This is a genomic window from Bifidobacterium saguini DSM 23967 (assembly GCF_000741715.1).
Taxonomy (GTDB): Bacteria; Actinomycetota; Actinomycetes; order Actinomycetales; family Bifidobacteriaceae; genus Bifidobacterium; species Bifidobacterium saguini.
This window is the reverse complement of record NZ_JGZN01000007.1, coordinates 277,420-304,029: the sequence shown is the minus strand read 5'-3', so window position 1 is coordinate 304,029 and position 26,610 is coordinate 277,420. Positions and strand designations below refer to the sequence as shown.

Here is a 26,610-nt window from a genome sequence, read left to right as displayed (position 1 = left end):
GGAAGGCGAAACAGCGCTGGCAACGGGGACGGGGGAGACGTAATGAGCGTGTGGGATTCATTGGTGGGGCAGAAGCCCGTCGTGGACATGCTGAGCCGTATCGCGCAAGGTGAGCCGAGTCAAATCACACAATCATGGCTGATTTGCGGGCCTCCCGGCTCCGGCCGTTCCAATATGGCTCGCGCTTTCGCGGCAGCGTTGGAAAGCCCGGACCACGGCATGAGTGCCGAACCTACGCGCGTCACGCAGCAGGTGCTTGCCGGTACACATCCAGATGTTACTGTGCTCACCACCAACAAGGTGACTATTGGCATCGATCAGGTGCGTGACATCATCACCACCTCTGAGCAGATGCCGGCCACCGCGCCGTGGCGCATCATCATTATCGAAGATGTCGACCGCATGCTCGAACGCACCACCAACGTGCTCTTGAAGGAAATCGAGGAGCCTGCCGAGCGGTGCATTTGGCTGTTGTGCGCCCCCAGCGCGCAGGACGTGCTGCCGACCATCCGTTCCCGCTGTCGCGTGGTGAATCTTGCTGTGCCATCCACGGCCGCTGTGGCTGATTTCCTGGTTGCCAATACTGGCGCTGAGCCGAAAGTCGCGCAACGAGCCGCTCGTCTGTCTGAAGGGCACATCGGTATCGCGCGCCTCTATGCCACAAATGAGCGCGTCATGTCCGACCGCGACGAGCTGATTGTTGGTGTATTGAACCTCGCCCGCGCTTCGGATGCCGTGATACTTGCCGGCAATCTGATTGATAACGCCAAAGGTCAGGCTGAAGCGGATGCCAACGAATGGTCCGTCAAGCAGGAGGCGGAATTCCGCCGTATCAATGGTCTTGCCGAAGGGGAGCGTATACCCCCGAAATTGCGCGGCGCATTCAATCAGGTGGCCAAAAAAGATGACGTGAAGCGTTACTCCACTCGTCGCACGCGTGACGTGCTCGACCGTGCGCTGAACTCCGTGGCCTCCATCTACCGTGATGTAGCCGTATTGCAGAACAATGCTGAGGATTCGGTGGGGCTCGTCAATCTTGAGAATCGCACGGCAATTACTGAGCTGTCCGTAAGGCTTAATCGCGCGGGTGCTGTGGCGCGTCTTGACGAAGTGGCTCATGCTCGCAAGCGTTTGGCAGGCAACGGTAACCCTCTGCTCACCTTCGAGGCTCTCTTCTGCGCCCTGATTCCGTAGATAGTTGGCGTAGAGAGACGGTATCGCAACGCGATGACGGAGGGAGAGAAGTGCCAATGCATGTGTGCCTAGTCGTCCATTTTCGCCCTAGTTCGTCCGCTTGTTGAAACGGTTTTGACCTCGGGGGGGGGGTATTGTTCCGCCTTAGGAGTGTAGTCACGGTGGCTGCACCCTATTTAAGGGGATTTCCATGAAGAAGATGGGCAAAGTTGTTGCCGTCCTCGCCGGTCTGAGCATGATGCTCGCAGGCGCTGGCACGGCGTACGCCGACGATACTGCCGGCACTGTTACCACGCCGCAGACAACGCAGTCGCAGCAGGCCACTGCAAACGCGCAGGGTGATGCTACACAGGCGCAAGCCGACCAGAACGATCAGGCCGCTAAGGATGCTGCTAAGACTCCGGCTCCGGCTGCCGCCAACAAGCAGCAGACCAAGAAGACCGCGCCCAAGGCGCAGACTGCAACCGCTGACGGTCCGGCCATCAGCAATGTTGAGGCACCATCCACTGCGCTGATGTATGGTGCGAATTATTCCAACGTTGACGAGTCCGCCGCATTCAAGGTAACGCTTACCGGTCTGACTCCAGGCCAGCCGTACGGCGTACTGGCCAGCATGAATTACGGCGATTTGCCGGCGCTTGGTGCTTCGGCTAATGCATATAACTACAACGCTCCGGTATTCACTGCTTCCGCTGCAACCCAGACGGTAGACGTGTTTTATCGCGGCCTTCAGAAGCCTTCGTCGACGGTAACGTTCGCTCTTCTCTCGGGCGATACGATTAGCGGCAGCGGTGACTACACTTCTCTGAACGGTACTGTGGTGAACATTTTTGGTGGCGTGCAGGTGAAGGTCATCGACTTGGAGGGGAAGACCCCCGTGACGCTTGACAGCCAGTCCGTGGCTGACCTTGGTGTGCACACTGCTGGCCTCAAGGCTCATTACACCGTTGACCCATCCCTGATCAACGATGTGGCCAAGATTTGCTACTCCACCACGCTGAACCGCATTTATAGCGTGAACGGTGCATTCAATAGTGACGACTGGGCTATTGGTTGGGCCGTCCGCTCTGCGTGGGATTGCACAACTGGTGCCGTTTCGGACGATGAGGACACCTCTGGATCCATCTATAAGGTTAGTGATATCGCCGCTCCATACACCACAGCCCACTCCCAGTCTGTGATCGGTCAATGGTTCAGCCGTGGTCATACGGAAAAGGCCGAGGACCAGCCGAATAAGACTCTGCCCGCTTCTGGTGACATTGATACTGTGATTCCGGGTCTGCTGGCAAACACCAAGTATGGCAACTGGGGATACAGCGGTACTGCTGACCCTGCAGAAATGCTGTTCAACACCGCTAAGTCTGGAACCACTGCCAAGGATCCGGCTTCCATGATGTACTCCGGCATTGTGCTGACCTTCAAGGATGGTTCCCAGTTCGTTCCGAACGCGATGGAAAACCCCAAGGCTATGCAGGAAGTCAAGGACTTCACCACCAAGGCCGCCGCTAATGGTCCGGTTGCTTCAGAGCAGCTGACCGATACCAACAAGGGCGGCATCGAGGGCAATGCTCAGGTGAACGCCGGCTCCACCTACCGCGTGTATGTGGACAGCCTCAAGGACACCGAGGCTTGCAAGGCTCTCACTGAGAAGGGTTCCTACTGCTACTGGACCGGTTACATTTACTCCACTCCGAAGCAGCTGAGCTCCGCTGACGGCAAGGCTTCAGCAGTGCGCGTGGACAAGGATGGCAAGGCCTACGTCGAGTATCAGATTCCGTCCGACACCGTGAATGGCGACCACAAGATCGCCCTTTACGACAACGACGGCAACCTCCTCGGTTGGACCCCGGTAACCGTTGTTGCAGGCCAGAACAATAACAATCAGGGCAACAACAATAACAACAGTGGTTCCAACGACCAGAACAACGGTGGCAATAACAACCAGAACACCACCAAGCCGAGCGGTACCACCAACAAGAACAACACTGCCAATAAGCAGCAGAAGCTGACCAATACCGGCAGCAGTGTGCTGGTGATTGCATTCGCCGCAGTCGCATTGCTGGTTGCTGGCGCTAGCGTGGTGATTTACCGCCGTCGTCAGGCCTGATGCAGTAATTAGCTAGGCGATCATCGCCTAATCACGAGGGTTTCTTCCGCTTGGAAGAGACCCTCGTTTGATATGCGCGGCAGTGCCGGCTGCAATATCAGTCGCGCAGAAAGGATGCGAAGCTGTTATCGCAGCAGATTTGGCGGTAACATGCCCCGCGATACACTGGAGCGTATGAAGATTTCCGCTGATTTCACGGTGGTGCCTGACGATTTCGCCAAGGCAGCCGCGCCCGAATATCGGGCGGGCGGCGTCCCGGTCATCTCCTTCCCGTTCTACGTGGACGAGGTGAATCCGGAAGCCCGCTATCTGCACTGGACATTCACCGATCCCGATTCCATTCCGGTCTGCGGTTTCGAATGGATTCACTGGACCGTGGCGAACCTGCCCATCGACGCATTGATGTTCGATTTCAATGACTCGCATGCGCTCGCCATTCCGCCGGACTTCTCCCGCCAGATGCCGGCCATGATTCCCGAAGCCGTGCAGGGCCGCAACTCCTCCGCTTCCAAGTTCGTGGGGCGCGATAACGACCCGGCCGTGATCATGCGATACAACGGCCCGCAGCCGCCGGACAAGGACCATGACTACTACCTGCACGTCTGGGCCACCAAGGAACCGCTGCCCGGGCTCAATCAGGGATTCTGGATGAACGAACTGCTGCACAAGCTGCGCGAATGCGGCGAGGCCCCCGATCAGGGCGGCATGTTCGTCACCGGCAAAGCGTGATTCAGTAACACAAGAAAGGACACATAGGCAATATGGCCTGCACCACCATTCTGGTAGGCAAGGATGCGAGCTACGACGGCTCCACCATCATCGCGCGTAACGAGGATTCCGCAAACGGCGAATTCAACCCGAAGCGCTTCATCGTGGTGAAGCCTGAGGAACAGCCGCGCGAATACAAGTCGGTCATCTCCCATCTGACCATCAATCTGCCGGACAACCCGCTGCAGTACACCGCAGTGCCGAACGCCGACCTTAAGGAAGGTATTTGGGGTGAAGCCGGTGTGAATGAGGCGAACGTGGCCATGAGCGCCACCGAAACCCTGACCACCAATGAGCGCGTGCTCGGGGCCGATCCGTTCGTGGAGTACACCCCGGCTAAGGGCGACGAGCCTGAAGTGGCTGGCGGCATTGGCGAAGAGGACTTCCTGACCATCGTGCTGCCGTACATCAAGACCGCACGCGAGGGCGTGCAGCGTCTCGGCGCTCTGCTCGAGGAATACGGCACCTACGAGATGAACGGCGTTGCCTTCTCCGATGTGGACGAAATCTGGTGGCTGGAAACCGTGGGCGGTCATCACTGGATCGCCAAGCGCGTGCCGGATGAGGCGTACGTGACCATGCCGAACCAGCTCGGCATCGACGAATTCGATCTGGCCGACGCTCTGGGCGACCAGGAAGATCACATGTGCTCCGCCGATCTGGCCGAGTTCATCGAAGCCAACCATCTGGATCTGGCCGTGGAGAACACCACCCCGTTCAACCCGCGCGATGCTTTCGGCTCCCACTCCGATTCCGACCACGTCTACAACACCCCGCGCGCATGGTCCATGCAGCGCTTCCTCAACCCGTACGACGAGGTCTGGGACGGCCCGGATGCCGACCATAAGCCGGAATCCAACGACATTCCGTGGGCTCGCCAGCCTGAGCGCAAGGTGACCATTGAAGACATCAAGTACGTGCTGAGCTCCCACTACCAGGGCACTCCGTTTGACCCGTACGGGCAGTTGGGCGATGAGCGCACTCGCCACATGTACCGTCCGATTGGCATCAACCGTCAGAGCCAGCTTGCCGTGCTGCAGATTCGCCCATATCGCCCGCAGGCATCCCGCGCTGTGCAGTGGATGGCTTACGGCTCCAACCCGTTCAACACGCTGGTACCGTTCTTCCCGAACGTGGACACCACGCCCGCCTACCTCGAAGACACCACCACCCGTGTGACCTCCGAGAACTTCTACTGGGCCAACCGCATCATCGCCGCCCTGTGCGATGGCGCATTCCGCTCCACTGCCAACGCGGTCGAGCGTTACCAGGAGAAGACCGGTGCAATGGGTCACCGTCTGGTGGCCGCCACCGATGAGCAGGTGGCTCGTCTGGGTCTGACCGCCGCTGAGGAAGCCGCACAGTCGGCTGCCGAAGAGGAGTTCGAGGCAGACAACGTGGACGGTGACGTGCAGCCGATGACTCCGGATGAGATCATTGAAGCCACTCGTAACACTGAGGTGCGCGGTATTCTCGCCGCCGCCAATCAGACGATGGCTGACCAGCTCAAGGAAGAAACCGAGAAGCTGCTTGACTCCGTGCTCTACACTCGCAGCATGGAGATGAAGAACGGCTTCCACATGTCCGATTTTTAATCCGCATCAGATTCAAATAGAAAGGCCTATCAATGACCACTATTGAAGACTTCACCAGCCAGTACGGTCTGGTCAAGAAGATCGACGCTTTCGGCTACATGAAGTACCTGGCCGAAAACCCGGATGCCCCGCGCAAGCACGGCAAGGTGGTGCTCGTCACCGCCGATACGCCGCTCAAGGCATCCCGCGGCGAAGGCAAGACCACCACCACCATCGCTCTGATCGACGCTCTGAACAAGCGCGGCATCGACGCAACCGCAGTGCTGCGCCAGCCGAGCATGGGCATCACCGCAGCTGGTTCCAAGGGCGGTGCCTCCGGTGGCGGCAAGGCATCCCTGACCCACCCGGAACTCATCGACTGGGGTCTGTGCGGTGAAATGGGCTCCATCGAAGCCGCTCAGAACCTGCTCGTCTCCTTCGCTGAGAAGGCCGTGGACGAGGGCAAGCTGGACGACATCCTCGTGCCGCGCGTCTCCGAAGTGCCGAGCCGCTCCCTGCGCTCCATCGCTGTGGATTACGGCAAAGGCAACGTCAAGGAGAAGATGGTGCTCACCCCGACCTGCGAGCTTATGCAGATTGTGGTGCTCTCCCGCTCTATGGATGAGATCGCTGACCGCGTCTCCAAGATGATCGCCGGTACCAAGGACGGCAAGGCCGTGACCTTCGGCGAGTTCGTGGACCTGTGGCGCATTACCGGCATTCTGGCCGATGCCGTCAAGCCTGCGCTGACTGAAACTGTGAACGGCTCCCCGGTGTACGTGCACGGTGGCCCGTTCGCCAACGTGTCCATCGGCATCCCGACCCTGATCGCCGTGGAAATGGCGTGCGCCCTGCACGATGTGGTCATCGTTGAAGCCGGTTATGGCACCGACGCTGGCGCTCAGAAGTGGCTGGACATCGCCTGCCGCGAATACGGCGCTCAGTGGCCGTCCGCCGCCATCGTGGTGACCCGCGCCTCCACTTGGCGTGACGATGAAGAGCTCGCATGGCGCTACCCGTTCCACGTTGACCGCTTGGAGAAGCTGGATATTCCGGCATTCCCGCTCATCAACCTGTGGGAAGGCGAAGACGATCAGATTCCGGAACTGCGTGAAACTGCTGCCAAGCTGGAGTTCCGCGACCCGATTATCGGCAACCTGTACCGCGATGGCGGCGACGGTCTCGCCGATCAGATCGACGCGTTCGTGGACGTGCTGACCAACGGTTCCATGCCGCCGGCCCAGCACAGCCACAAGGGCATGCCGATCATCGACAATGCCAAGTGGGTTGCTGAGCACGCCTATGGTGTGCCGGCTGAGCGCGTGCTGCTCAAGGACGGCTTCCTGGAGTCTCTGGCCGAGGCCAACAAGCTGTGCCAGTCCGCTGGCATCTCGCTCGATGATCTGGCCTTCGTTGCCGTCAAGTCCCCGGCTACGATGACCGACAATGATCGCGCACCGGAAGAGGAGCGCACTGTGACTTTGAAGAAGGTCGAAGTGCACGCGGGCGCAGGCTTGGCTCACGTCAACCTGACCACGAGCCTGACCACCCCAATGCCGAAGATCGTCTGATTTTCTACTAAAAGGCTCCCTCTGATGAGGGAGCTGTCAGCGAAGCTGACTGAGGGAGAGACCGCGACGCAGTCGCTAAGTGATTGAATCGGCCTATGGCCGATGCCTTTACTCAGCGACTGCGTCGCTTGCTTCTCTCCCTCAGTCTCACTGCGTTCGACAGCTCCCTCATCAGAGGGAGCCTTTAGCGGTGCAACTAGAAGTTGCCGCCATTCCAGCCCCAGTCGGTGGTGGCGGTGTAGCGGATGTACGTGCGGTCTTCGGGAATGCCCAGCGTGGAGTTCAGTGCGGCCATAATGGATTCGGTCAGCTTCTCCCATGCGGAGCCCGGCACGGAACGTCCGAACACGTTGACCTCAACGTAGGCGGCCGGCTTATCGTCGGAACCGCCGAAGTAAATCGGCATATTGTCTTCGAACGGGCACATCAGCCAGCCTTCGGATTTGCCGGGCACAGCGGTGATGGCCTTGCCGTAAGCGGCCTTCAGAGCCTCACGCTGCTCAGGAGTAGTGGACACGGAAACATGAGTGTGAATAACGGGCATGGATTCCTCCTTATGAAATTCTTACATAATGGCGTACACCTGCCAGTGTAGTAATTTCTGAGGCGTGAATTGAGGAGATTATTGGCTAGAACAGCCAAAATACCGCCCAACGGTCAGCCCAATAGTGTTGAATACCCACTGTGAGAAAACTGATTGCACAGCTTATGAAGTTCGGCATTGTGGGCGTCATCGCCTTCATCATTGACTGGGGTATTCTGAACCTTCTGGTTGGCGTATTCCACATGCACAATGTGATTGCCGCCACTATCTCCTTCATCATCTCCCTGATTTTCAACTATCTGGCGAGCATGAAGTTCGTGTTCAAGCACCGCGACGACATGGCCCGTTGGATGGAAATCGTTATCTTCGTGGCTGGCGCAGTTGTTGGCTTGTTCATGAATGACGCAATTATCTGGATTTCCACCTATGGCATGAACCATGACGCCTTCGTCTCGCAGCATGCCGAGTATCTGCTGCGCACGAACGTGGGTAAGCTGGTGGCCACCGCGGTGGTGATGGTGTGGAACTTCCTTATTCGTAAGTGGCTGCTGGATGATACGCACACCAACGCGATGAACCGCTTGAAGTCCAAGGAGAATCGCCTCACTGCTGAGGAGCTGGAGGCCAAGTGGCAGAGCAGCTTCTCTCATAAGCTGGGTGTCTGGTCCATCGAGCATACGCCAAAGGGCTGGCCGAAGTAATAAAGCTGATATGAAAAATCGGGGTTCCGTTGCCGTAAACGGAACCCCGATTTTTCATATCAGGCTAGCTGTTCGCCCAAGCAAATCAGTACTTGAATGCAGGTTCAACCTCACCCTTGTAGTTGTCGTTAATGGCCTTGGCCACTTCCTTGGAATGGTAGGCGTCCACGATCTTCTTATAGGTGGCGTTGTCCTTATCGGCGGTGCGAGCCACGATAACGTTGATGTATTCCTTGAATGCCTTGTTGTTCAGCGCGTCAGGCACCTGGTAGATGGCATCAGAGGTCTTCATGCCGGCGTCGATGATGAAGTTGGTGTTGGTGATGCCGCCCGCATAATCAGGCAGCAGGTTGATGATGGCGGCCGCATCATTCAGCTCAATCTGCACGCCGCTGGGGTTTTCCGCAATGTCATCAACGGTTGGGCTGGCGGCATTGGGATCCTTGAGCTTGATCAGGCCGGCGCTGTCCAGCACCTTGAGTGCGCGGCCGGTGTTGGAGGCGTTGCTTGGGATGGCGATTTTGTCTCCCGGCTTGAACTCATCCACGCTCTTGTATTTCTTGGAGTACAAGTTCAGCGGTGAAATGTAGGAGTCGCCAATAACGGTGAAGTCGTAGCCCTTTTCCTTTTCCTCCTGCTCAAGGAAAGCGTAGTGCTGGAATGCGGTAAGGTCGAGCTCCTTGTTGGCCAGCGCCTGGTTGGTGTAGATGCCGTCCTGGAATGTCTTCAGGCTGATCTTGATGTTGGCGTTCTCCGAGTCGAGTTTCTTCTGTACGGCATCCCAGATGAGATCATCGGAATTGCCAACAACGCCTACCGTCACCACGGTCTCGTTCTTCGCGGAAGCTTTCTGCGCGAACGTGAAACCTGCAATGACGAGGATTACAACAACTGCGGCGATGAGCACGGCAAGGAGCTGTATTTTCGCCTTCTTCTTCGTGTTAGTGGTGGCCATGATAATTTCCCTTCTCTATTGATGATTATTGCGAGAGACGTGTGTTGATTGATCAGTGCTCGGTGATTTCCACCAGCAGACGGCCAACGAACTCGATGAGTCCGATAAGCAGCACGAGCACAATAATGGTGGCGTAGGTGGCGTCCAGCATGTAACGCTGGTAGCCGTAGCGGATGGCAAAGTCACCCAAGCCGCCGCCTCCAACGATGCCAACGATGGCGGTAAGACCGATAAGGCTGACCATCGTGATGGTGGTGACTCGAATGATCGCCGGGATACCTTCACGCAGATAAACACGGAAAATGATCTCTGGCGTGCTCATGCCCATAGATACGGCCGCTTCAATGAAGCCCGGATCCACGCCACTTAACGCGGACTGAATCTGGCGAGTGAAGAACGGCGTAATACCTACAATCAGCGGGAAGATGGCACCTTTGGTGCCAATGGCGGTGCCCACCAAAGCGCGGGTGACCGGCACAAGTGCGGCGGCAAGAATAATGAACGGGATGGAGCGGAACAGGTTCACTATCTTGTCGATAACATTGAACACCACCGGATTCGGCGTAAGCCCGCCCTTTTGCGTAATGGTCAAGATGACGCCGAGGAATGTTGCCGCGATGAAGGAGATGAATCCGGTGACGCCGAGCATGATCAGCGTTTGTACGAAACTGTCGAAGAATTCCGGCAGTCGGGTAACCACGTTGGGGAACCATGTGGAAAGCAGTCCGGTCATGATGCCAGTACCTCGATTCCGATATTGCGGTTTTTCAGATAGTCAATAGCTGCAAGAATGTCGTCGCGCTGCCCGTTCAAAACCACGACGAGTCCGCCCAGCGGAGAGCCGTCGACCACGTCGATATCGCCGAACACGATGTTCGCGTCAATGTTGAATTGGCGGGAGATATGGGAGACGAGCGGCTCGGAAACCTCCTTGGACACGTACTTCATGCGCAGCAGGATGCCGTTCTTGCCGGTATCGATGAGCGGCGAATGTTCTGCGATAAGATCGTTGACCTTATCGAGATTGGAGGTGGTGGCCACGAACGATTGGGTGAGCGGCGCTTGCGGGTTGGCGAAGATATCGAATACGCGTCCCTGCTCCACAATGGTGCCGTGGTCGAGCACAGCCACTTTGTTGCAAATCTGCTTGATCACAGACATCTGATGGGTGATCACCACAATGGTGAGTCCGAGCGAGTCATGCAGTTGGCGCAACAAAGCCAGAATGGATTTGGTGGTGTTGGGGTCCAACGCACTGGTCGCCTCATCGGAGAGCAGAATATCGGGCTCATTGGCTAGCGCGCGTGCAATGGCCACGCGCTGCTTTTGGCCGCCGGATAGTTCATTGGGGTAGTTCTCGGCTTTATCCGCCAACTCCACGAGTTCCAGCAGTTCGGCCACGCGCTTGGCGCGCGCTTCCTTATCGAGCCCGGTGTTCAGCAACGGCAATTCCACATTGCCGGCTACGGTTCTGGATGGCATGAGGTTGAATGACTGGAAGATCATGCCGATGCGCCGCCTGAGACCGCGCAATTCCTTAGGCTTCAAATCACTGATGCTGTTGCCGTTGACGAGTAGCGAACCCTCATCGAATTGTTCGAGTCCGTTGATACAGCGGACCAAGGTGCTTTTGCCAGCGCCGCTTAAGCCCATAATGCCGTAGATATCGCCCTTCTCAATGGTCAGATTGATATCCTGCAGTGCGGTTTTGCTGCCTTCTTCAGTGCGGTAGATCTTCTTGAGGTCGCGTATGGCGACCGCTGGGGAATGTGGTGTTTCCGCCATCTTGAATCCTCTCTTGTGACGGTATGCGGTACGTGGAAAGAACCCGCGTGAGTAGTAACAGTGCTAATAGGCGAGCTCGAGTATGGCGATCACATCGTCGCGGTTAAGCGGCGAGTAATTGCCCACGGTCTTAGTGCCGTTGCCGGTGAGCACATCGGCAACATGTTCGATGCCTGAACGCGGAATATCCAACTCGTGCAGACTGACCGCCAAGCCGAGCGCGCGGAAGTGTTCTTCGAGCCGGTCGGCCAGCAGATTGGCCGCCTGCTGCGGCGTGTAGTCGTACGGGTCGGCTCCGAACACGCGTGCCGCCAGCTGTGCATATCGCTCTGGAGCACGTCGGCCCACGTAGCGAATGATGGAAGGCAGGATGGCTGCAATGCCTTCGCCGTGAATCACATCGTATTCACCGCCCAGCTCATGCTCGAGGCGGTGCGTGGTCCAATCGTTCACGCTGCCGGTGGCCAGCCAGCAGTGATTGAACATGGTGGCGGAAAGCCAATGCAATTCCGTGCGGGTGGCAAGATCCTGAGGGTCGGCGGCGAATCGTCGGCCAGCGGTCAGCGCTGCGATGAATCCGCCTTCAAGCAGTCGATCTGCAGCTTCGATATGAGCTCCGGAGGTAAAGTATGGCTCCAGGAATCCTACGGCCAGATCAGCCACAGCAGCTGCCTGATAACGGTACGGCGTGGTACGCGAATATTCAGGGTTGACAATGGCGAACTTCGGAATGATCAGTCGCGTTTCCAATGCGCGCTTATCCTTGCCCTGCTGCAGCACTGCGCAATCGGACACCTCGGAACCCGAGCCTGGAATCGTGCTGATAACGCCAACCGGCAACGTTTCAGTGGGCTCGTGGGTGCCATCGAACAAATCCCATACATCGCCGGCATAAGGCACGCCTACGCCAACGGCTTTAGCAGTGTCGAATGAGCTTGCACCGCCTGCGGCCAGAATGAAGTCAACATTATTGGCTCGCGCGGTGTCTACCAGCTCGCGGACTACCTCAATGCGCGGATTCGGCACCACGCTGCCGTTTTCAAGAACCTTGGCGCCGAGAGCATCCGCTGCTGCGGTTACTGTGTCATGGATACCGAGGTCGAAGACGTAATCGCCGCTGTACACCAGCAGGATGGAAGTCGGATGATATGGGGCCAGCAGCTCTTGGAGGTGCTGCTGCGCATCAGTGCCGAAGACGAGGCGGTTATCGCTGTAATACGTGAAGCTCATTGGATTGAATCTCTCCATGTCTGTGGTACGAAAGTGTGCTCCAGTGGCTTGAGACGGCCATCAACGTCGACGTGCAGCACGGAGTTAAAGGTGTTTCCGGCGATCATTTGGCCGGCGAAGCCCACCAGCACCACGATGTCGTTGTCGTTGAAGTACGTGCGCAGGCGGGTGAACAGTTCGTCCGGCACTGCGGTTGGGTTCTTGACGATGGCTTCGGCGAAGTCAATCAAGAGTTGCTGGCGCTCGTTCGGCTCAAATTCATTGGGGTCGATGCCGAGGTCTCGCAAGTCGCTGACGAAGAACAGCGAGCAGAGCAGGCAGCTGCCAGTACGGGAAATGGCGTGCGCGAAGATGGTGGCATCCGTGCTGCCAACCGTGGCGTTCAGGCTGTCCCACGAGTGATGCCATGCGCGATAGGCGAGGAAGGTTCCGTAATCGCGCAGCAGGACCTGCTGCATGTTGGTCAGCCCATTGTTGGCCTTCAACTCATCCCATGCTGCGTGGGCCTCGGCGGAAATCTCCTGAGGATCGGTAGCGGCGACTCGTGCCATGAAATGCCCCTTCTGTGTGGCTCTTTAGCGATGCTTGTTGTTCGGTTGCATTCGTGGGCTCCATGCTAGAAGCCATGCGGTGGGGAAGCGGTGGCGTGGCTATATGTGGAATCGATAGTGGTGTATCAAGCCGTTGTCTAAGAAACTGTTCAAAGAGATCGTAAATTCAAGAAAATGATGTTCTCGCTCACATAGTGAGACGATTGTGGCGTGAAAATATGCGCAAGGCGGCGGTCGGCGACTTGATATGCTTATTTTTTGTTAGCACTGCGCAATACCATGCAAATCATGGCGTTTCCTAGCAGTGAGCAGTATGTCGGACGTGTCGCATCCTCGCGCCAACACCGTGAGAACAATGTTGGCGGTGCGACGGCAATCAACATAACTAAACCAGTGAAAGTTCGTCGGCATATAGGAGCCATCGACGGACTTCGTGCACTTGCCATCCTCGGCGTTGTCGCCTACCATACCCGTCCCTCACTGTTGCAAGGCGGATTCCTGGGCGTCACCATGTTCTTCGTTATCAGCGGTTTTCTTATCACCCGCAGTATTACTGCGGAAATCAGCCGCACGGGCACCATCTCCTACGGCACATATCTGCACAAGCGTGCCAAGCGACTCGTGCCGCCTGTGGTGGTGATCATTGCGCTCGCTGCGCTGGGCAGTTATCTGGTTTCGCCGAGCCTGCTGCCCAAAGCACAGTCCGATGCGTTACCATCGTTGTTCTTTGTAAGCAATTGGGCATACATTTTCCGCCATGTTTCTTATTTCGCTGCAGCAGGCTTGCCCTCGCCACTCACGCACCTGTGGTTCCTTGGCCTGCTAATGCAGTTCTATATTCTGTGGCCGATAGTGCTGTTCGTGCTATATCGCCTGTGCTCGTCGCACAAGATGCGCGCGGCAGTAGTCGCGGCGTTGATGATTGCGTCCACTGTGCTGATGGCGGTACTGTTCGATCCGAACGCAGCCGGAAGCCGCGTGTATTACGGATTGGATACGCGCCTTGCGGAATTGTTGGCCGGTGCGCTGCTGGCTGTGCTGCTGCCGAGCGGGCGTGCTAAGCGCGCTGATACTGATCAAACAACACAGCCGCAGCACTCGACTATTGCCGATGCTATTGGCGGCGTGGCGCTGCTCCTGCTGGTTATTGGATTTGTTGCCATTCGCTCGGATATGACGATCCTCTACTGTGGTGGTTACTTGGTTGCAGCATTGCTAACTGCGGCTCTGTTGGCTGTGGCAATGAACCCGTCAAGCATTCTTGGCCGTGCGCTTTCGGTTCGTCCACTGCGGTATATCGGTTCGCGTTCGTTCTCGCTTTATTTGGTGCATTATCCTCTGCTGGAAATGATGAACCCGGCTACGAGAACCACCGATTTGGCATGGTGGGAGTGGATTGTGCAGGCGCTGGTATTGTGGTTCACCGCGGAAGCGTTCTATCAGCTGGTCGAGCATGCGCCACGCGCTCTTGCCGAGGCCGCACAGCCGGTGGCGGTGACTCGTGCGCAAAACCGTCAGGCTAAGGCTGCTGCGGCTAAGCGTGCCGGTATTGAGCGAGTGCGCATCATTTGCCGCCGTGTGATTGTCGCCATATGTGCGGCGGCGACTGTGCTGCTGTGCGTACTGCCGCTTGACTGGAATGCCATCGCTCAAGCGCGCTCCGCGCAGTTGCGTCCGGTAGTGGCGCAGACCTCTAAACAGCAATCCAAGTCGGATAAGAAATCTACTGACGCCAGTGACCAGTCAGAACAGCAAGCTTCAGACACTGACTCTGCTGATCAGCAGGCGCAGGAGGATGATGGCAAGTTGAAACCGGTGGCGGAAAAGGTGCCGGAGAATCTTGACACGTCTAGCTGGACGTACGATGCCTCCACCGGTGTATGCAGCGCTGATCCGCTGATCATCACCGATTCTGTGGCGATGGGCGCCAGAAGTGTACTGGATGTCACGTTGCCGAATGCCGTTGAAGACAATAAGGTGGGTCGTCCAATCACCGAATTCCCTGCCCTATATCAGCAGCATCTCGCCGCAGGTGACGATAAGAGCGTGGTGATTGCGGCCCTAGGCGCGAACGTTGCCAGTACGAGCCGTCCGGAGGCGTTTGAAGCTGTGGTGTCGGCGGTCAATGGCAAACCGGTGTATTTTGTCACGGTTCGCGATCCGGGCATCGCTCAGGATTGGGTGAATCAGAACCTACGCTCGGTGGCTGCTAATCATGCGAATGTCGGCGTGATTGATTGGCATGGGGTGAGCGAAGGCCATAGCGAATACTTCTATGACGACGGTACGCATCTGACCAACGGCGCCGGCTTGGGTGACGAAGCCTACGCCAAGATGGTGGTCAGTGCCCTGTGCGGCCAGTAATAGTGGGATGCAACTGCAATGGTGGGCATTATGTGGTTGCATCCCACGAGGGACATATTTAGCGCTTTCTCACACCGTGACTTCGGTGAGCGTGGGCTGCTCAGTGGAGCTCTTGATCTGCTTGAAACCAACTAGGGCAATCACCAGCGAGGCGATAGCCAAAGTCGTGACCACCATAAAGCCGCCGTGTGAGCCCATACGATCGATGAACTGGCCGGCAATAGCGGAACCGGCGGAGGAGCCGATGGAGTTCATCGCGCCCATCCACGCCATACCCTCGGTTAGGCGGGACGGCGGTACCAAGTGCAGCATCAGCTGGTTGCCGTTGATCCACGTCGGGGCCTGGCATACGCCGATCAGCAGGTAGATGATCATGATCACCCACAGATGCTTGGCGAACATGAACGTACCAATGCCAAGGTTCACCACAGCCAAGCAGAAGTAGAAACGCTTCCACAGGGCAATCGACCAGTTCTTCGCGCCATACACCAGCGCACCCATCAGGGAGCTGATGGAGAAGCACGCGAACACGAAGCCGGTGTACTGCTTCATATTCGACTCGGTGGCGAACGCGATAATCGAAATGCCGGCAGCCGATTGGAATGCGCCAAGGCCGAACCAGGTGACGCACACGGCAATCAGACCCGGGCCCCAGATGGAAGCCTTCTTACCGCTGCGGGCCTCAGCCACGGCAGTATTAATGGCAGCCCTGATTTGAGCCTCATCAGTGACGCCTTCACGTTCCAGACGATGACGGGTCTCTTCCGCGGCAGTCTCTGCCTTCAAGGCTTCGGCACGAGCGGCCTCGCGTTCGCGGTATTCCTTGCGGGTGATGCCCTCCGCGCGAGCCAGTGCTGACTGCGACGGCGGCTCGGTAGTGAGCTCGGTCAGGAACATTAGCGCACCCACCACCACGCATACGCCAGTGAACGAGAACGCCAGCAGGCCGGAAATCACAGCCAGAGTGGAGGCCAACGGATTGCCGACCACCCACATGCACTCATCGAGCACGCCGCACAGGGAAAGCGCACGATTCGTGCGCTCGTGGTCGCCCTTCAAAATCTTGGTCCAACGCGCGCGGCTCATCGCACCCCACGGCGGAATCGCAGCAAGGAACGGCGTCAAGCAATACAGCACCCATTCCGGCGCACGGTTGGTAATCGACGTGGTCAGGGCAATGGCTGCCACAATCCACACGATGATAGTGGGAATCGAAACCTGACGCTGACCAAACTTATCCGTGAGCTTGCCCAGCAATGGCGTGGTGACGGCCAATGCAATTGCTTGAATGGCGGTGAGCATACCGGCCAGCGAATAATTGCCGTAGTAATGCTGCACGGAAATGGTGATGGTCATACCCACCATCGGGAACGGCATGCAGGCGATCACGCCGCCGATGGAGTAGCGGGCGGTATGCGGAATGCGCAGCAGCTCGGCATACCCGCCAAAAACCTTATGAGTTACTTCCTTAATGGCGGCCGTAACGGTGTTCGTATTGGACATAACAGCACTACGCTCCTTTCCGCTCCCGATTGGATGTCCCTCGCTGCCCGTGGCGTTGGGTGGCGAAGCCCTCATCGAATGATGTGTTTGTCCAGGGTCGCGCAAAGTTTGCGTGGATTGAACTGGCTTGTGCGAAGATCTTTACGGTCCATTGCCGAACCGCTCGTAAACCGAACCCCAGCCCGCATATTTGCGTCACGGCTACTCTATGCGGTGAGCTAGATTGACACGCGGTAATTTACGATAGTTATTCATCAAGTTCACTTGCTTTATGCCAGCGTTCTGCACTGGGGGCTGTTTCACTAAGATTGATGCTGATTTGTGATTGTTCGTAAAGGAGATTCTGATGCCCGCCACCACTATCCACTTCGTCCGCCACGGTAAGGTCTACAATCCCGATCATCTGCTGTACGAACGTTTGCCGGACTTCCATCTATCCGATGTGGGCCGCCGCATGGCTCGGGCTACGGCATCCTATCTGGCCAGTAATCCGCAAACCAATACGATTGCGGCGGTGTATTCCTCGCCGCTCGACCGCACGCGTGAAACCGCAGGTGCGATTCTCGACGCGCTCAATGGCGTGCGCGAAAAGCGTGGCGAAGCACCGCTCGAACTCACTACGGATGAGCGTGTGATTGAAGCCGGCAATGAATTCCGAGGCAAGCGCATTGGTCATGGTGAGGGTGCGCTGTGGAAGAACGGCAACTGGAAGCTGGTGCTGAACCTCTATAAGCCCAGCTGGGGCGAGTCCTACCAGCATATTGCTCAACGTATGGATGAGTTCGCGCGTGAGAAGGTGGCGCAGCATCCCGGTCAGCAGATTGTGGTGGTTAGCCATGAATCACCGATTTGGTCGTATCGTCACTATCTTGAGACCGGCCACCCGGAGCATTGGATGTTCCTGCGTCATACGGCGCTCGCATCCGTGACTTCTGTGACTTACGACAACGAGACCGGTCGTGTGATGTCCATCACGTATGTGGACCCGGCTGCAGACATTAAGTAGCTGGAAAACGTTGTGATTGCAGACTTTTTCGGCTCTTCTCCCCGAATGGAACTGCTGACAAAGCCGACTGAAGCTCGCGCTGCATGAACACTACAATCGATTGGTAGACACGACCGGCCCACTGAAGGGTGAGAGCACTCAAGCAAAGGAGCATGCAATGACTGTTGATTTGAATCGTGATGCTATCGCGCGCGTGGCTGCACTGCCGGAAGTCGAGCAAGCTGCCGAAGCTGGGGCATCGTTGATCGCTCTGTGGCCGCTTACTCAAGCCATGCACATGGATAACGATGCCAAGTATGCGGAGAATCTGCAGGTCCGCGTCACCCGCGCATTCGCGCGCGTTCTTACCGGTGAGGATGTGACGGTTCCGGATGCTGAGTTTGTCTATGAGGGGGCCGATGCGATTCCGGGCCGTCCGCAGGATATCGTTGATACGCTGCTCGCAGCCAATGATGCCTACGATACGATGCTTGACTATTCCGAAACCGGCAACGCGGCGCTGGTGTTTACTGCGGCTGAGGCTTTAGGCGTCGAGTGGAATGCGGCTACGCAGACTGCGATTCGCAATATCATCGCCGCCGCTGAATCGCATGTGCAGGTTGATGCTGCAGCCAAGGGAGAAGGCGCTGCAGATGCTGCCGCAGTAGCGAGCCGATTTGCGGCAGCGCTTATTGTGTGCGATGCATTGCTGGGGGCGGTGGCTGCCGGTACTGCTTCGGCTGGAGCCGGCGAATTGGATGATGCCGTTGCTCGCCGTATTGCTGCGCAGTCGCTGCCGATTTTGCTGTATGTCAATGAGCTGCGTGAACAGTGCTCGATTCCGCGCATCTGCCTGACCGACGACAAGATTATCGCGTTGGTCAAGGCTCGCGCTGCGGCTTCCGCCGGTGAGACGCTGAAGGTGACCGCGAAGCTGATTGCTCCGCTGGCCGAAGTCGAGTGGAATAAGCATCACGAAGATGTGCTGTGGGATCCTGCCGAGGCCAAGAAGAAGGCCAAAGAGGAGGACGAAAAGCGCAACAAAGAAGCCCTCGCCGCCAAGTTCGCACATGTCAAGAACGATAACAAGGAGACTGTGGAGCTGTAATACGCGCCCTTTTCGCCGGCTTTTCTACATCATTAACGTGGAACTGGTAACTTTATTTTGCCAATTTTCCCCAAACTGGTAACTTTACTTTGCCAGTTTAGTGAAAATTGGTAAAATAAAGTTACCAATTACGGTATTTGGCGAGAGAGGGGGGAGTCATGGCGAATCCGGTGATAGCAGAGAAACTGGCGAGCTTCAATATCGAGGATTTTCAGCCGATTGTGAAGCGCGACCTGGATTTGGGCGCCCCTTTAGTGCCAAAGGCTGGCAACTTAGTCAAAGTCGTAACTGGTATGAGGCGAAGTGGTAAAAGTTATCGTCTGTTCCAGGAAATGGAGGGGTTGCACCAATCGGGTATCTCATGGAATCGCATCTGCTATTTCAATTTCGAAGATGATCGTCTGGGTTCGATTACGTCGTCTGTTGGAGACGAGGTTCTGGAAACGTTCTTTGCTGCGCATCCTGAAGCTCTGCGCGAAGGTTCTTATCTATTCTTCGACGAATTACAGGAAATGCATGGTTGGGGTGCATGGCTGCGTCGCGTGGTCGATAGTGTGAAGGCCACGATTTATGTCAGCGGCTCTTCGTCCAAGATGCTGTCGAGTGAAATTGCCACGGAATTTCGTGGTCGTGCGTTGGATTTTGAACTGTTGCCGTATTCGTTCCGCGAATTTGTTCGGTCGTACAACGTCATTGATTCCGGGCGTATTGGCATCGGTAATCGTACTGGCGATGATTACTCATTGGAAGATCGGCTTGCATTGCAGCAGGCCATGAAGGATTACCTGATCATTGGCGGCTTTCCTGCGGTTCAGGGCCTGCCCGCTCCTCAACGAATTGCTTTATTGCAGTCATATGTGCAACGCGTGGTGCTGCGTGATGTGGTTGAGCGGCATAACATCGCTCGTCCGCGAGTTGCATCTGCATTGGCTCGTCGTGCGTTGGGCTCCAACGGTAAACAGTTGTCATTGCGCAAGGTTGACAATGATTTACGTTCGGTTGGCCTGTCGACCAGTCGTGAATTGCTGGGGGACCTTCTCGGATATTTTGAAGATGCATATTTGCTGTTTCGTGTGCGCGAATTGTCGATGTCCTTAAGTGAAAGAACCACTTCAATGCCCAAGATATATGCCATTGATTCTGGGCTTGCTGCGGCTGCATCCAGTGCTGCTACGCGCGAAGATGGTCAGCGGCTGGAAGAAGCGGTGTATCTGGAGTTGCGTCGCCGCAACATTGGCTTGCGTCGGGATGGCATCGCTTCGTGCCATACGCGCGAACATGCGTATGAGATTGATTTCGTGGTTGGTGATGCGCTGGAAAGTGAAACTTATGAGCTGTATCAGGTCACGGCAAGCATGGATGATGAGGTGACAGTTAAGCGCGAGACGCGTGCGTTGTGGGAGATGATGTCAGAGCGTGGCCTCAATGAGGGCATTATCATCGTGGGCGATGGTGTAGAGCGCGATTATGAGCACAATGATTCCGTGATTCATCAAATCCCGGCGTGGAAGTGGTTTTTGCACGGATGATCTGACTTGCGAAGAAAGAAGATTCCTGCCTGATTATTGATTCGTGGTTCGGGAAGCAGCGCGGAACTCTAGGGGGGTTACACCGAAGTTCTTTTTGAAGGCGGCGCAGAAGGCGCTGGTGGAGGCGAAGCCGCATTCGGCGCAGATTTCCTTTAACGTGGCTTCGCCCGTAAGCAGCAGATATTTTGCCGCATGCATGCGCGCGTTGATGATGTAGGTGTGCGGTGTGTATCCGGTGACCTGTTTGAAGACGCGAATGTAATAGTATTCGCTCATCAGCGCCATGTCTGCAAGCTGGCGTAGCGGCAACGGCTCATTCAAATGCGTGGTGATGTAGGAGAGCGTTTCCTCGATGGCATGCTGGTTGTATGGGGTGCCGCTGCGTTCGGCATCTTCTCCAGCGGTCAAACACTCAGTGAGAATTTCCGTAATGGCCAGATTCATGCGCGCTTCGCTCATCTTACGTTCCTCGGCGAACGTGTCATAGATCATGCGGAAGCGGCTGATGGCGTATGTGGCGCGCTTCAAGGTGATGACGTTGCCAAGCTCGGCATGAATGGCTTCGAAATAATCGTGCGCCAGTCGGCCGTCGAAATGCATCCATAGCAGCGTGCTGTCTGTTTCGGCTTGAGCTTGGTACACATTCGGGTCATGGCAGTCAAGCAGTACGAGGTCACCGGTTCGGGCGACCGAACGTTTGCCGTTCACGGTGAATATGAATGTGCCGCTGTAGACGGCCATCAGAATGAAACTGCCGAATGAGCTGCGGTTAAGCCAATAACCTTTGAGATACCGGTACAGGCCGATGCGTGTGGGGTAGAGGAACATACGCAGGGCATTGCGGCTGGGGACGTACACGAAGTAATGCGAAACTGCAGTGTCAACATGATGCTCAACCGGAGTCATGCGTGTCCTTCCGATGGTATCGGCTCGCTTTTGTGAAGGGAGCCGTTAGCAGAGCTGGCTGAGGCAAGCTTCGCAATATATCAAAAAATTGTTCTGGTACTCATGAAAATTGTACTGCTGTAATCAGAGACGACTCACAGATAACGGCGATAAAACATTGATATTCCAAGGTTTTCCGTACTTTTGTAGCACAGCATGGAATTTGTTAACTATGTTTCAATAGTAATCAACGATATATGTGGATTGTGCTGGCAATGAAGTTTGTTGCAATCCACGAGCCACTGCATGTAAATCAGCGAATGCGAAGGGAAGACAACATCATGGCAGACATCGACGCCGAAATCACCGCCGTTGCAGACCTGTTCCAGTTGGAAGGCGATGTACAGAGCATCAAGCCGTACGGTGACGGCCACATCAACGTGACCTACCTCATCGTTACCAGCGAGCGTCGCTACATTCTGCAGAAGATGAACACCGACGTTTTCCCGGACACCGCTGGACTGATGCGCAACATCGAACTGGTTACCAGCTTCCTGAAGGAGCGCGGCCAGGAAACGCTCGACATCATCCCCACCAAGAGCGGCGAAACCTATGTGACTCGTGAGTCCGGTGCGTGGAGGGTATACGCCTTCATCGAGAACACCAAGTCCTACAGCCTCGTACCGAATGCAGACGTGTTCCGTGAGTCCGGCCGCGCATTCGGTGAATTTCAGCAGATGCTGGCACAATTCGACGCCTCTCAGCTCACCGAGCCGATCGCTCACTTCCATGACACCCCGCATCGTTTCGCCGACTTCAAGGCCGCGCTCGCTGAGGATAAGCTCGGCCGTGCCGCCACCTGCCAGCCGGAAATCGAATTCTTCCTGAACCATGAGAGCCAGTACTCGGTGGTTATGGACGGTCTCGCAGACGGTTCCATTCCGCTGCGCGTAACCCACAATGACACCAAGCTCAACAACATTCTGATGGATGCCGAAACCGGCAAGGCTCGCGCCATCATCGACCTTGACACCATCATGCCGGGCTCCATGCTCTTCGACTTCGGCGACTCGATTCGCTTCGGTGCATCCACTGCTCTCGAAGATGAGCAGGATCTCGACAAGGTGCACTTCAGCACTGAGTACTTCCGCGCCTACACGGAGGGCTTCGTGGGCGCTGTGCGCGAGAGCGTCACCCCGCGTGAAGGCGAGCTGTTCGCATTCGCCGGCAACCTGCTGACTATGGAATGCGGCATGCGCTTCCTCGCTGACTACCTGGCCGGCGACACCTACTTCGCCACCAAGTACCCGGAGCACAACTTGGTCCGCGCTCGCACGCAGATCAAGCTGGTGCAGGAGATGGAAGCCAAGGCCGGCGAAATCAAGGCCATCGTGGCTGATGTGCTGGAAGGCGAGGCCCGCTGATGACTGCCGCTACCGAAAACCTCGCCAAGGTGTACGCATCCATTGACGCATTAGTTGCCTTCGCCGAGCGCAACCTGGGCTTGGACGAGCGTGACGCCGACTGGACGCGCAACAACATTTTCGCCCTGTTTGGACTCGACTCCTACAGCCCGGCCCCTTCTGACGGGACCTTGCCGTTGAGCGGAGAGTCTGCCTCATCGGCCCCCTCTGATGAGGGGGCTGGCAGCGAAGCTGACTGGGGGAGAGACAACGCAAGTGCTGAAGCTGCCTTCGCCTACCCGGACACCCTGATTGCCGACTTCCGTGCAGCTGCCGTTGCAGCCGGCCTGTTCGAGCCGGAAGAAGGCCCGGTATATGCCGACATCATTATGGGCTTGCTCTCCGGCACGCCGTCCTCTATCGAAGACAGCTTCGAAGAGGAAGAGGAAACGGACGGTGGTATGGAGGCCATGCACTGGTTCTACCGTTACTGCGTGGCCAACAATTACGTCAAGAAGGCCGTGCTTGACAAGAACCCGCGCTTCGACTCCCACGGTCTGGTGGTCACCATCAACCTGGCCAAGCCGGAATTCAAGAACATGAAGAAAGCCGCAGCCGGCAATTCGGTGGCAGGCGGCTACCCGAAGTGCACGATCTGCCATGAGAACGAAGGCTTCGCCGGTCGCAACAAGCGTACTCTGCGCACGATCCCGGTCACGCTCGGCGGCGAGCAGTGGTTCTGGCAGTTCTCCCCATATGGCTACTTCCACCAGCATGGCATCTGCGTGAACATGGAGCACACGCCGATGCATGTGGACCGTGACACGTTCGGCCATCTGCTCGACTTTGTGGACCGCTTCCCTGGCTACTTCCTCGGTTGCAACGCTGCACTGCCGCGCATTGGCGGCTCTGTGCTTGCCCACGACCACTATCAGGGCGGTGGTGAACTGCTGCCCATGCACAAGGCGGCCACTTGGGCTTCGTTCACTGTGCCGGAATACCCGGATGCCACGGTCGAAATCCTGGATTGGCCCGGCACCGCCGTGCGCGTGGTTTCCAAGAACCGCGACTCGATTGTGGAAGTCAGCGACAAGATTCGCTTGGCTTGGCAGCAGTTCGATGATGCAGCATCCAACATCGCTAGCCATGATGCGGACGGCAATCGCCAGTCCGCGGTCTCACCGAGCGCCATCATCACCGACCGTGGTTACGAGATGAACCTCATCTTCCGCAACAATGCAGTCAGTGAGGAGTATCCGGAAGGCATCTTCCATGCGCACCCCGAATTCTGGCCGATTAAGCAGGAGCCGGTTGGTCTGATTGAGGCACAGGGCCTGTTCATTCTGCCGGGCCGACTGGTCGATCAGCTGGGTGTGATTGAAGACGCGCTCGCCGCTGGCGAGCCGCTGCCGGAATCGGTGAGCGAATTCTCGCTGGAATGGGATGAGCTGACCGCCGCATTGAACGGCAACCGCGATCGCGATGCGATTCATAAGGCCGTGCAGGATGAGCTTGGCAGCGTATGCGAGCGAATCCTCGGCAACACTGCGGTGTTCAAGACCAAGGAACAGACACGCACGTTCCTTGCTGATCTTGGCTTCAACGAAGCCTGAACCAGAACCTCATAAGCCCGGCTCTCTGTTCCTTCCTCGGGAGAGCCGGGCTTATGATATTGGAACTTTCCTATTCAGATCATGTTCTTAGGAGGCAATATGAGCAGTGGTTTTGCTCTTCGCAATCTGAATAACAGCCTCGGCAGCGCTGCCGTGAGCGACTATGGCGCACACGTACTGCGTTGGCGCCCGGCCGGTCAGAATGAAGATGTGGTGTGGAGCCCCTCTTCGGTGATTTTGGCTGATAACAAGGCGATTGTTGGCGGTGTGCCGATTGTGTTCCCGTGGTTTGGCCCGGGCTTCGCAGACGGTCATGGTCTTGGCAAGAAGCCGAATCATGGGTTTGGCCGTATTCGCACCTGGCAGTTGGATGCTGAGTCCTTCAGCCACGAGTATGCGCATTACACGCTTGATTCCGCGGATCTTGAGCCCGGCGATGTGCCGTGGCTTGAGCCGGCAGAGGAAGGTGCTCCGGCTCCGCAGTTCCATGCTGATTTTGAAGTTCATGCCACCGATACGCTGACCGTGACGCTGACTGTGGCGAACACGGGAACTGCTGCTTTTTCCTACGAGGCTGCGCTGCACACTTACTTCCATGTGAGCGATGTTGCCAATGTGCGTCTCGCCGGTTTGGGTGGCGCACACTATGCCGATGCCACCGATGGCTTCAAGCCGTGCGTGCAGTCCGATCCTGATGTGACCTTCAACGGCACTGTGGACCGCGTCTATGAGTCTGACGGCACCCTTGAACTGCATGATGCCGGATTGCAGCGTACGATCCGCATTGCCAAGTCCGGTTCCCCGCAAACCGTGGTGTGGAATCCCGGCAAGCCATACGGCACGTTCGTCAATGATGAAACGGCCGGCGAATGGCGTGGCTTCATCTGCGCTGAAGCCGCCGCCTGCCGTGAGCATGCGGTGACGCTGGCCCCGGGCGAATCCCACGCACTCTCCCAGAGCCTGAGCGTGGCTTGAGTCGAATTGTGTGCGATCTGATCGTCAAGTGCCGTAGGAGACCATAAGGAAGCTCAATGGCAATGGACAATATCTGTGATTACGCATTGTGCGAGCGCTATTTCGGCATGAAGCGAAGCATGTACGATTCCGCGGTGAAAGTGCTCGAATGGTTGCGCGCTGATCAGGTGGGTTCGGTGGCGTTGGCACAGCTTGACGATGTGGTGATTCGCCGTAACAACGTGCCGGCTGCTGCCGCGCTTGTCGAACGATTGCGTGCGCATGCCGGTACGTTCTATCTGCCTAATCTTCAGCAGGGCGAGGATATGGCGCTCGCCGCAGTGTTGGTTGATTTGCTGCCGAAAGCCATTGATATGCTGCACGACTTGGGCATCCCTGATCCTGTACTCCAAGCCACGCTTCATGATTTTGCGATTTGGGCAGATGTGTATCAGGAAAAAACCGGCCGCGAGGGAATCAACGAAACCGAATGGAATCTGCTGTTTCTCACCGGGCGCATTCTACGTATTGGACGCTTGCAATACGAATCATTTACGTTTCTTGAGCCGTATTACGTGTACCGCAGTCGGTACAGCGGCGACTTCGTAGTGCTTGTCTCTTCAGATGTTCGCGTGAGTGCCGACGGTATACCGTTGGCTAGCGCAGCGCCGGATTCGCAGGAACAGTTTGTTACGCAACTGCATTCGGATGGCGTTACCGTAACCGGCAATGTTGCAGACACCGTGACCGGCACGATTCGCCGGGAACAGGTGAGCCTTGCGTTGGCCGGTTATGAATTGGTGCTGGCTCCCGGCATGCCAGCCACCAATATGCACATTCCTGCAGACGGTCCGCTCATCCCTGGATCGGTGGATGAATCAATTGCTCAGGCCGTGCCGTTGCTTACCTCACTGGGTCGATGCACTCCGGTGGCAGTATGCGAAAGTTGGTTGCTTGATCCTGCGCTGGTCAGCATTGCGCATCCGGAAAGCAATATCTGCCATTTCATGCACCGTTTCGCTAAATTCCCTAATCCTCGTCCCGGTTCCGCCATCGTCGAGCGCGTATGCGGTTGGGGCGCGGATCGGTTGCCGGTTGATGAACTGCCAGAACGTACCAGCTTGCAGCGAGGGCTGAAACAGTATCTTCTGGCTGGTGGCACCGTGCGCGATGTCAGCGGTGTGGTGCCGTTGACTATGCCGACACAGAAGGAAAAAGACTAATGCAAAAGCTCCCCGCTCGAATCATCGGGCGGGGAGCTTCTTATATTGCAGAGTGCTGCGAAG

The 26,610-nt window shown here is 56.7% G+C and carries 22 protein-coding genes; 14 read left to right on the top strand and 8 right to left on the bottom strand.

The window, feature by feature from the left end; genetic code table 11:
- Positions 1-42 precede the first annotated feature (42 nt).
- The 5 genes from BISA_RS05800 (at position 43) to BISA_RS05775 (ending at position 7,214) form a co-directional block, all read left to right on the top strand.
- Positions 43-1,194 carry a DNA polymerase III subunit delta' gene (locus BISA_RS05800; RefSeq protein ID WP_033890726.1) on the top strand — a complete coding sequence of 384 codons (1,152 nt, stop codon included), beginning with the start codon at positions 43-45 and terminating at the stop codon, positions 1,192-1,194.
- Positions 1,195-1,384: 190 nt separating this feature from the next.
- Positions 1,385-3,301 (top strand): hypothetical protein, encoded by a 1,917-nt coding sequence (locus tag BISA_RS12250; protein ID WP_051917360.1) that lies wholly within the window; start codon positions 1,385-1,387, stop codon positions 3,299-3,301.
- A 174-nt stretch (positions 3,302-3,475) separates the two neighbouring features.
- Positions 3,476-4,030 carry a YbhB/YbcL family Raf kinase inhibitor-like protein gene (locus tag BISA_RS05785; RefSeq protein WP_033890810.1) on the top strand — a complete coding sequence of 185 codons (555 nt, stop codon included), beginning with the start codon at positions 3,476-3,478 and terminating at the stop codon, positions 4,028-4,030.
- 32 nt (positions 4,031-4,062) lie between these two features.
- Entirely contained in the window at positions 4,063-5,664 is a 1,602-nt protein-coding gene (locus BISA_RS05780; protein ID WP_033890725.1) for a C69 family dipeptidase, read from the top strand.
- A 32-nt stretch (positions 5,665-5,696) separates the two neighbouring features.
- Positions 5,697-7,214, top strand: a complete 1,518-nt coding sequence (locus BISA_RS05775) for a formate--tetrahydrofolate ligase (protein ID WP_033890724.1) — start codon at positions 5,697-5,699, stop codon at positions 7,212-7,214.
- A gap of 196 nt (positions 7,215-7,410) precedes the next feature.
- Here the strand turns inward: BISA_RS05775 and BISA_RS05770 are convergent, their stop codons facing one another.
- The gene (locus BISA_RS05770) at positions 7,411-7,758 is read right to left on the bottom strand and encodes a phenylpyruvate tautomerase MIF-related protein (protein WP_033890723.1); all 348 of its coding nucleotides are present in this window, start codon (positions 7,756-7,758) and stop codon (positions 7,411-7,413) included.
- Positions 7,759-7,922: 164 nt separating this feature from the next.
- Here BISA_RS05770 and BISA_RS05765 point away from each other — a divergent pair, with 164 nt between their 5' ends.
- Positions 7,923-8,459, top strand: coding sequence for a GtrA family protein (locus BISA_RS05765; RefSeq protein WP_033890722.1), 537 nt, complete (start codon positions 7,923-7,925; stop codon positions 8,457-8,459).
- Between the two features lie 85 nt (positions 8,460-8,544).
- On the opposite strand, the gene BISA_RS05760 is transcribed toward BISA_RS05765, so the two are convergent.
- From BISA_RS05760 to BISA_RS05740, 5 genes are all read right to left on the bottom strand, one after another.
- Positions 8,545-9,414, bottom strand: coding sequence for a MetQ/NlpA family ABC transporter substrate-binding protein (locus tag BISA_RS05760; protein ID WP_033890721.1), 870 nt, complete (start codon positions 9,412-9,414; stop codon positions 8,545-8,547).
- Positions 9,415-9,466: 52 nt separating this feature from the next.
- Positions 9,467-10,147 (bottom strand): methionine ABC transporter permease, encoded by a 681-nt coding sequence (locus tag BISA_RS05755; RefSeq protein ID WP_033890720.1) that lies wholly within the window; start codon positions 10,145-10,147, stop codon positions 9,467-9,469.
- Positions 10,144-11,199, bottom strand: coding sequence for a methionine ABC transporter ATP-binding protein (locus BISA_RS05750; protein ID WP_033890719.1), 1,056 nt, complete (start codon positions 11,197-11,199; stop codon positions 10,144-10,146). The genes BISA_RS05755 and BISA_RS05750 overlap by 4 nt, the downstream gene beginning before the upstream one ends.
- A gap of 63 nt (positions 11,200-11,262) precedes the next feature.
- The gene (locus BISA_RS05745) at positions 11,263-12,447 is read right to left on the bottom strand and encodes an iron-containing alcohol dehydrogenase (protein ID WP_237746099.1); all 1,185 of its coding nucleotides are present in this window, start codon (positions 12,445-12,447) and stop codon (positions 11,263-11,265) included.
- Complete coding sequence (locus tag BISA_RS05740) at positions 12,426-12,980, bottom strand: carboxymuconolactone decarboxylase family protein (RefSeq protein WP_033890717.1); 555 nt, start codon at positions 12,978-12,980, stop codon at positions 12,426-12,428. Before BISA_RS05740 ends, BISA_RS05745 begins: the two co-directional genes overlap by 22 nt.
- 288 nt (positions 12,981-13,268) lie before the next feature.
- Here BISA_RS05740 and BISA_RS05735 point away from each other — a divergent pair, with 288 nt between their 5' ends.
- Complete coding sequence (locus tag BISA_RS05735; protein WP_161786486.1) at positions 13,269-15,344, top strand: acyltransferase family protein; 2,076 nt, start codon at positions 13,269-13,271, stop codon at positions 15,342-15,344.
- Between the two features lie 69 nt (positions 15,345-15,413).
- On the opposite strand, the gene BISA_RS05730 is transcribed toward BISA_RS05735, so the two are convergent.
- The gene (locus BISA_RS05730; protein WP_033890716.1) at positions 15,414-16,847 is read right to left on the bottom strand and encodes an MFS transporter; all 1,434 of its coding nucleotides are present in this window, start codon (positions 16,845-16,847) and stop codon (positions 15,414-15,416) included.
- A gap of 346 nt (positions 16,848-17,193) precedes the next feature.
- On the opposite strand from BISA_RS05730, the gene BISA_RS05725 reads away from it, so the two are divergent.
- The 3 genes from BISA_RS05725 (at position 17,194) to BISA_RS05715 (ending at position 20,469) form a co-directional block, all read left to right on the top strand.
- The gene (locus BISA_RS05725) at positions 17,194-17,853 is read left to right on the top strand and encodes a histidine phosphatase family protein (RefSeq protein ID WP_033890714.1); all 660 of its coding nucleotides are present in this window, start codon (positions 17,194-17,196) and stop codon (positions 17,851-17,853) included.
- A gap of 157 nt (positions 17,854-18,010) precedes the next feature.
- A complete protein-coding gene (locus BISA_RS05720) occupies positions 18,011-18,940 on the top strand; it encodes a hypothetical protein (protein WP_033890713.1) in 930 nt (309 codons plus the stop codon).
- Positions 18,941-19,098: 158 nt separating this feature from the next.
- On the top strand, positions 19,099-20,469 hold the full coding sequence (locus BISA_RS05715; protein WP_033890711.1) for an ATP-binding protein: 1,371 nt from the start codon (positions 19,099-19,101) through the stop codon (positions 20,467-20,469).
- Positions 20,470-20,502: 33 nt separating this feature from the next.
- On the opposite strand, the gene BISA_RS05710 is transcribed toward BISA_RS05715, so the two are convergent.
- Positions 20,503-21,375 carry an AraC family transcriptional regulator gene (locus BISA_RS05710; RefSeq protein WP_033890710.1) on the bottom strand — a complete coding sequence of 291 codons (873 nt, stop codon included), beginning with the start codon at positions 21,373-21,375 and terminating at the stop codon, positions 20,503-20,505.
- A gap of 320 nt (positions 21,376-21,695) precedes the next feature.
- Between BISA_RS05710 and BISA_RS05705 the strand changes: the two genes are divergently transcribed.
- The 4 genes from BISA_RS05705 (at position 21,696) to BISA_RS12240 (ending at position 26,547) form a co-directional block, all read left to right on the top strand.
- Entirely contained in the window at positions 21,696-22,778 is a 1,083-nt protein-coding gene (locus BISA_RS05705) for a phosphotransferase enzyme family protein (RefSeq protein ID WP_033890709.1), read from the top strand.
- Positions 22,778-24,370: a UDP-glucose--hexose-1-phosphate uridylyltransferase gene (locus BISA_RS05700; protein ID WP_033890708.1), complete on the top strand. Its 1,593-nt coding sequence runs from the start codon at positions 22,778-22,780 to the stop codon at positions 24,368-24,370. The genes BISA_RS05705 and BISA_RS05700 overlap by 1 nt, the downstream gene beginning before the upstream one ends.
- 99 nt (positions 24,371-24,469) lie before the next feature.
- Positions 24,470-25,345 (top strand): D-hexose-6-phosphate mutarotase, encoded by an 876-nt coding sequence (locus tag BISA_RS05695; RefSeq protein WP_033890707.1) that lies wholly within the window; start codon positions 24,470-24,472, stop codon positions 25,343-25,345.
- Between the two features lie 56 nt (positions 25,346-25,401).
- Positions 25,402-26,547 carry an acyltransferase domain-containing protein gene (locus BISA_RS12240; RefSeq protein ID WP_051917357.1) on the top strand — a complete coding sequence of 382 codons (1,146 nt, stop codon included), beginning with the start codon at positions 25,402-25,404 and terminating at the stop codon, positions 26,545-26,547.
- Positions 26,548-26,610 lie beyond the last annotated feature (63 nt).

Excerpts from the sequence above, each read along its gene's own strand:
- BISA_RS05800 (WP_033890726.1), top strand. The coding sequence starts at position 43 with ATGAGCGTGTGGGATTCATTGGTGGGGCAGAAGCCCGTCGTGGACATG.
- BISA_RS12250 (WP_051917360.1), top strand. The coding sequence starts at position 1,385 with ATGAAGAAGATGGGCAAAGTTGTTGCCGTCCTCGCCGGTCTGAGCATG.
- BISA_RS05785 (WP_033890810.1), top strand. The coding sequence starts at position 3,476 with ATGAAGATTTCCGCTGATTTCACGGTGGTGCCTGACGATTTCGCCAAG.
- BISA_RS05780 (WP_033890725.1), top strand. The coding sequence starts at position 4,063 with ATGGCCTGCACCACCATTCTGGTAGGCAAGGATGCGAGCTACGACGGC.
- BISA_RS05775 (WP_033890724.1), top strand. The coding sequence starts at position 5,697 with ATGACCACTATTGAAGACTTCACCAGCCAGTACGGTCTGGTCAAGAAG.
- BISA_RS05770 (WP_033890723.1), bottom strand. The coding sequence starts at position 7,758 with ATGCCCGTTATTCACACTCATGTTTCCGTGTCCACTACTCCTGAGCAG.
- BISA_RS05765 (WP_033890722.1), top strand. The coding sequence starts at position 7,923 with ATGAAGTTCGGCATTGTGGGCGTCATCGCCTTCATCATTGACTGGGGT.
- BISA_RS05760 (WP_033890721.1), bottom strand. The coding sequence starts at position 9,414 with ATGGCCACCACTAACACGAAGAAGAAGGCGAAAATACAGCTCCTTGCC.
- BISA_RS05755 (WP_033890720.1), bottom strand. The coding sequence starts at position 10,147 with ATGACCGGACTGCTTTCCACATGGTTCCCCAACGTGGTTACCCGACTG.
- BISA_RS05750 (WP_033890719.1), bottom strand. The coding sequence starts at position 11,199 with ATGGCGGAAACACCACATTCCCCAGCGGTCGCCATACGCGACCTCAAG.
- BISA_RS05745 (WP_237746099.1), bottom strand. The coding sequence starts at position 12,447 with ATGGAGAGATTCAATCCAATGAGCTTCACGTATTACAGCGATAACCGC.
- BISA_RS05740 (WP_033890717.1), bottom strand. The coding sequence starts at position 12,980 with ATGGCACGAGTCGCCGCTACCGATCCTCAGGAGATTTCCGCCGAGGCC.
- BISA_RS05735 (WP_161786486.1), top strand. The coding sequence starts at position 13,269 with ATGGCGTTTCCTAGCAGTGAGCAGTATGTCGGACGTGTCGCATCCTCG.
- BISA_RS05730 (WP_033890716.1), bottom strand. The coding sequence starts at position 16,847 with ATGTCCAATACGAACACCGTTACGGCCGCCATTAAGGAAGTAACTCAT.
- BISA_RS05725 (WP_033890714.1), top strand. The coding sequence starts at position 17,194 with ATGCCCGCCACCACTATCCACTTCGTCCGCCACGGTAAGGTCTACAAT.
- BISA_RS05720 (WP_033890713.1), top strand. The coding sequence starts at position 18,011 with ATGACTGTTGATTTGAATCGTGATGCTATCGCGCGCGTGGCTGCACTG.
- BISA_RS05715 (WP_033890711.1), top strand. The coding sequence starts at position 19,099 with ATGGCGAATCCGGTGATAGCAGAGAAACTGGCGAGCTTCAATATCGAG.
- BISA_RS05710 (WP_033890710.1), bottom strand. The coding sequence starts at position 21,375 with ATGACTCCGGTTGAGCATCATGTTGACACTGCAGTTTCGCATTACTTC.
- BISA_RS05705 (WP_033890709.1), top strand. The coding sequence starts at position 21,696 with ATGGCAGACATCGACGCCGAAATCACCGCCGTTGCAGACCTGTTCCAG.
- BISA_RS05700 (WP_033890708.1), top strand. The coding sequence starts at position 22,778 with ATGACTGCCGCTACCGAAAACCTCGCCAAGGTGTACGCATCCATTGAC.
- BISA_RS05695 (WP_033890707.1), top strand. The coding sequence starts at position 24,470 with ATGAGCAGTGGTTTTGCTCTTCGCAATCTGAATAACAGCCTCGGCAGC.
- BISA_RS12240 (WP_051917357.1), top strand. The coding sequence starts at position 25,402 with ATGGCAATGGACAATATCTGTGATTACGCATTGTGCGAGCGCTATTTC.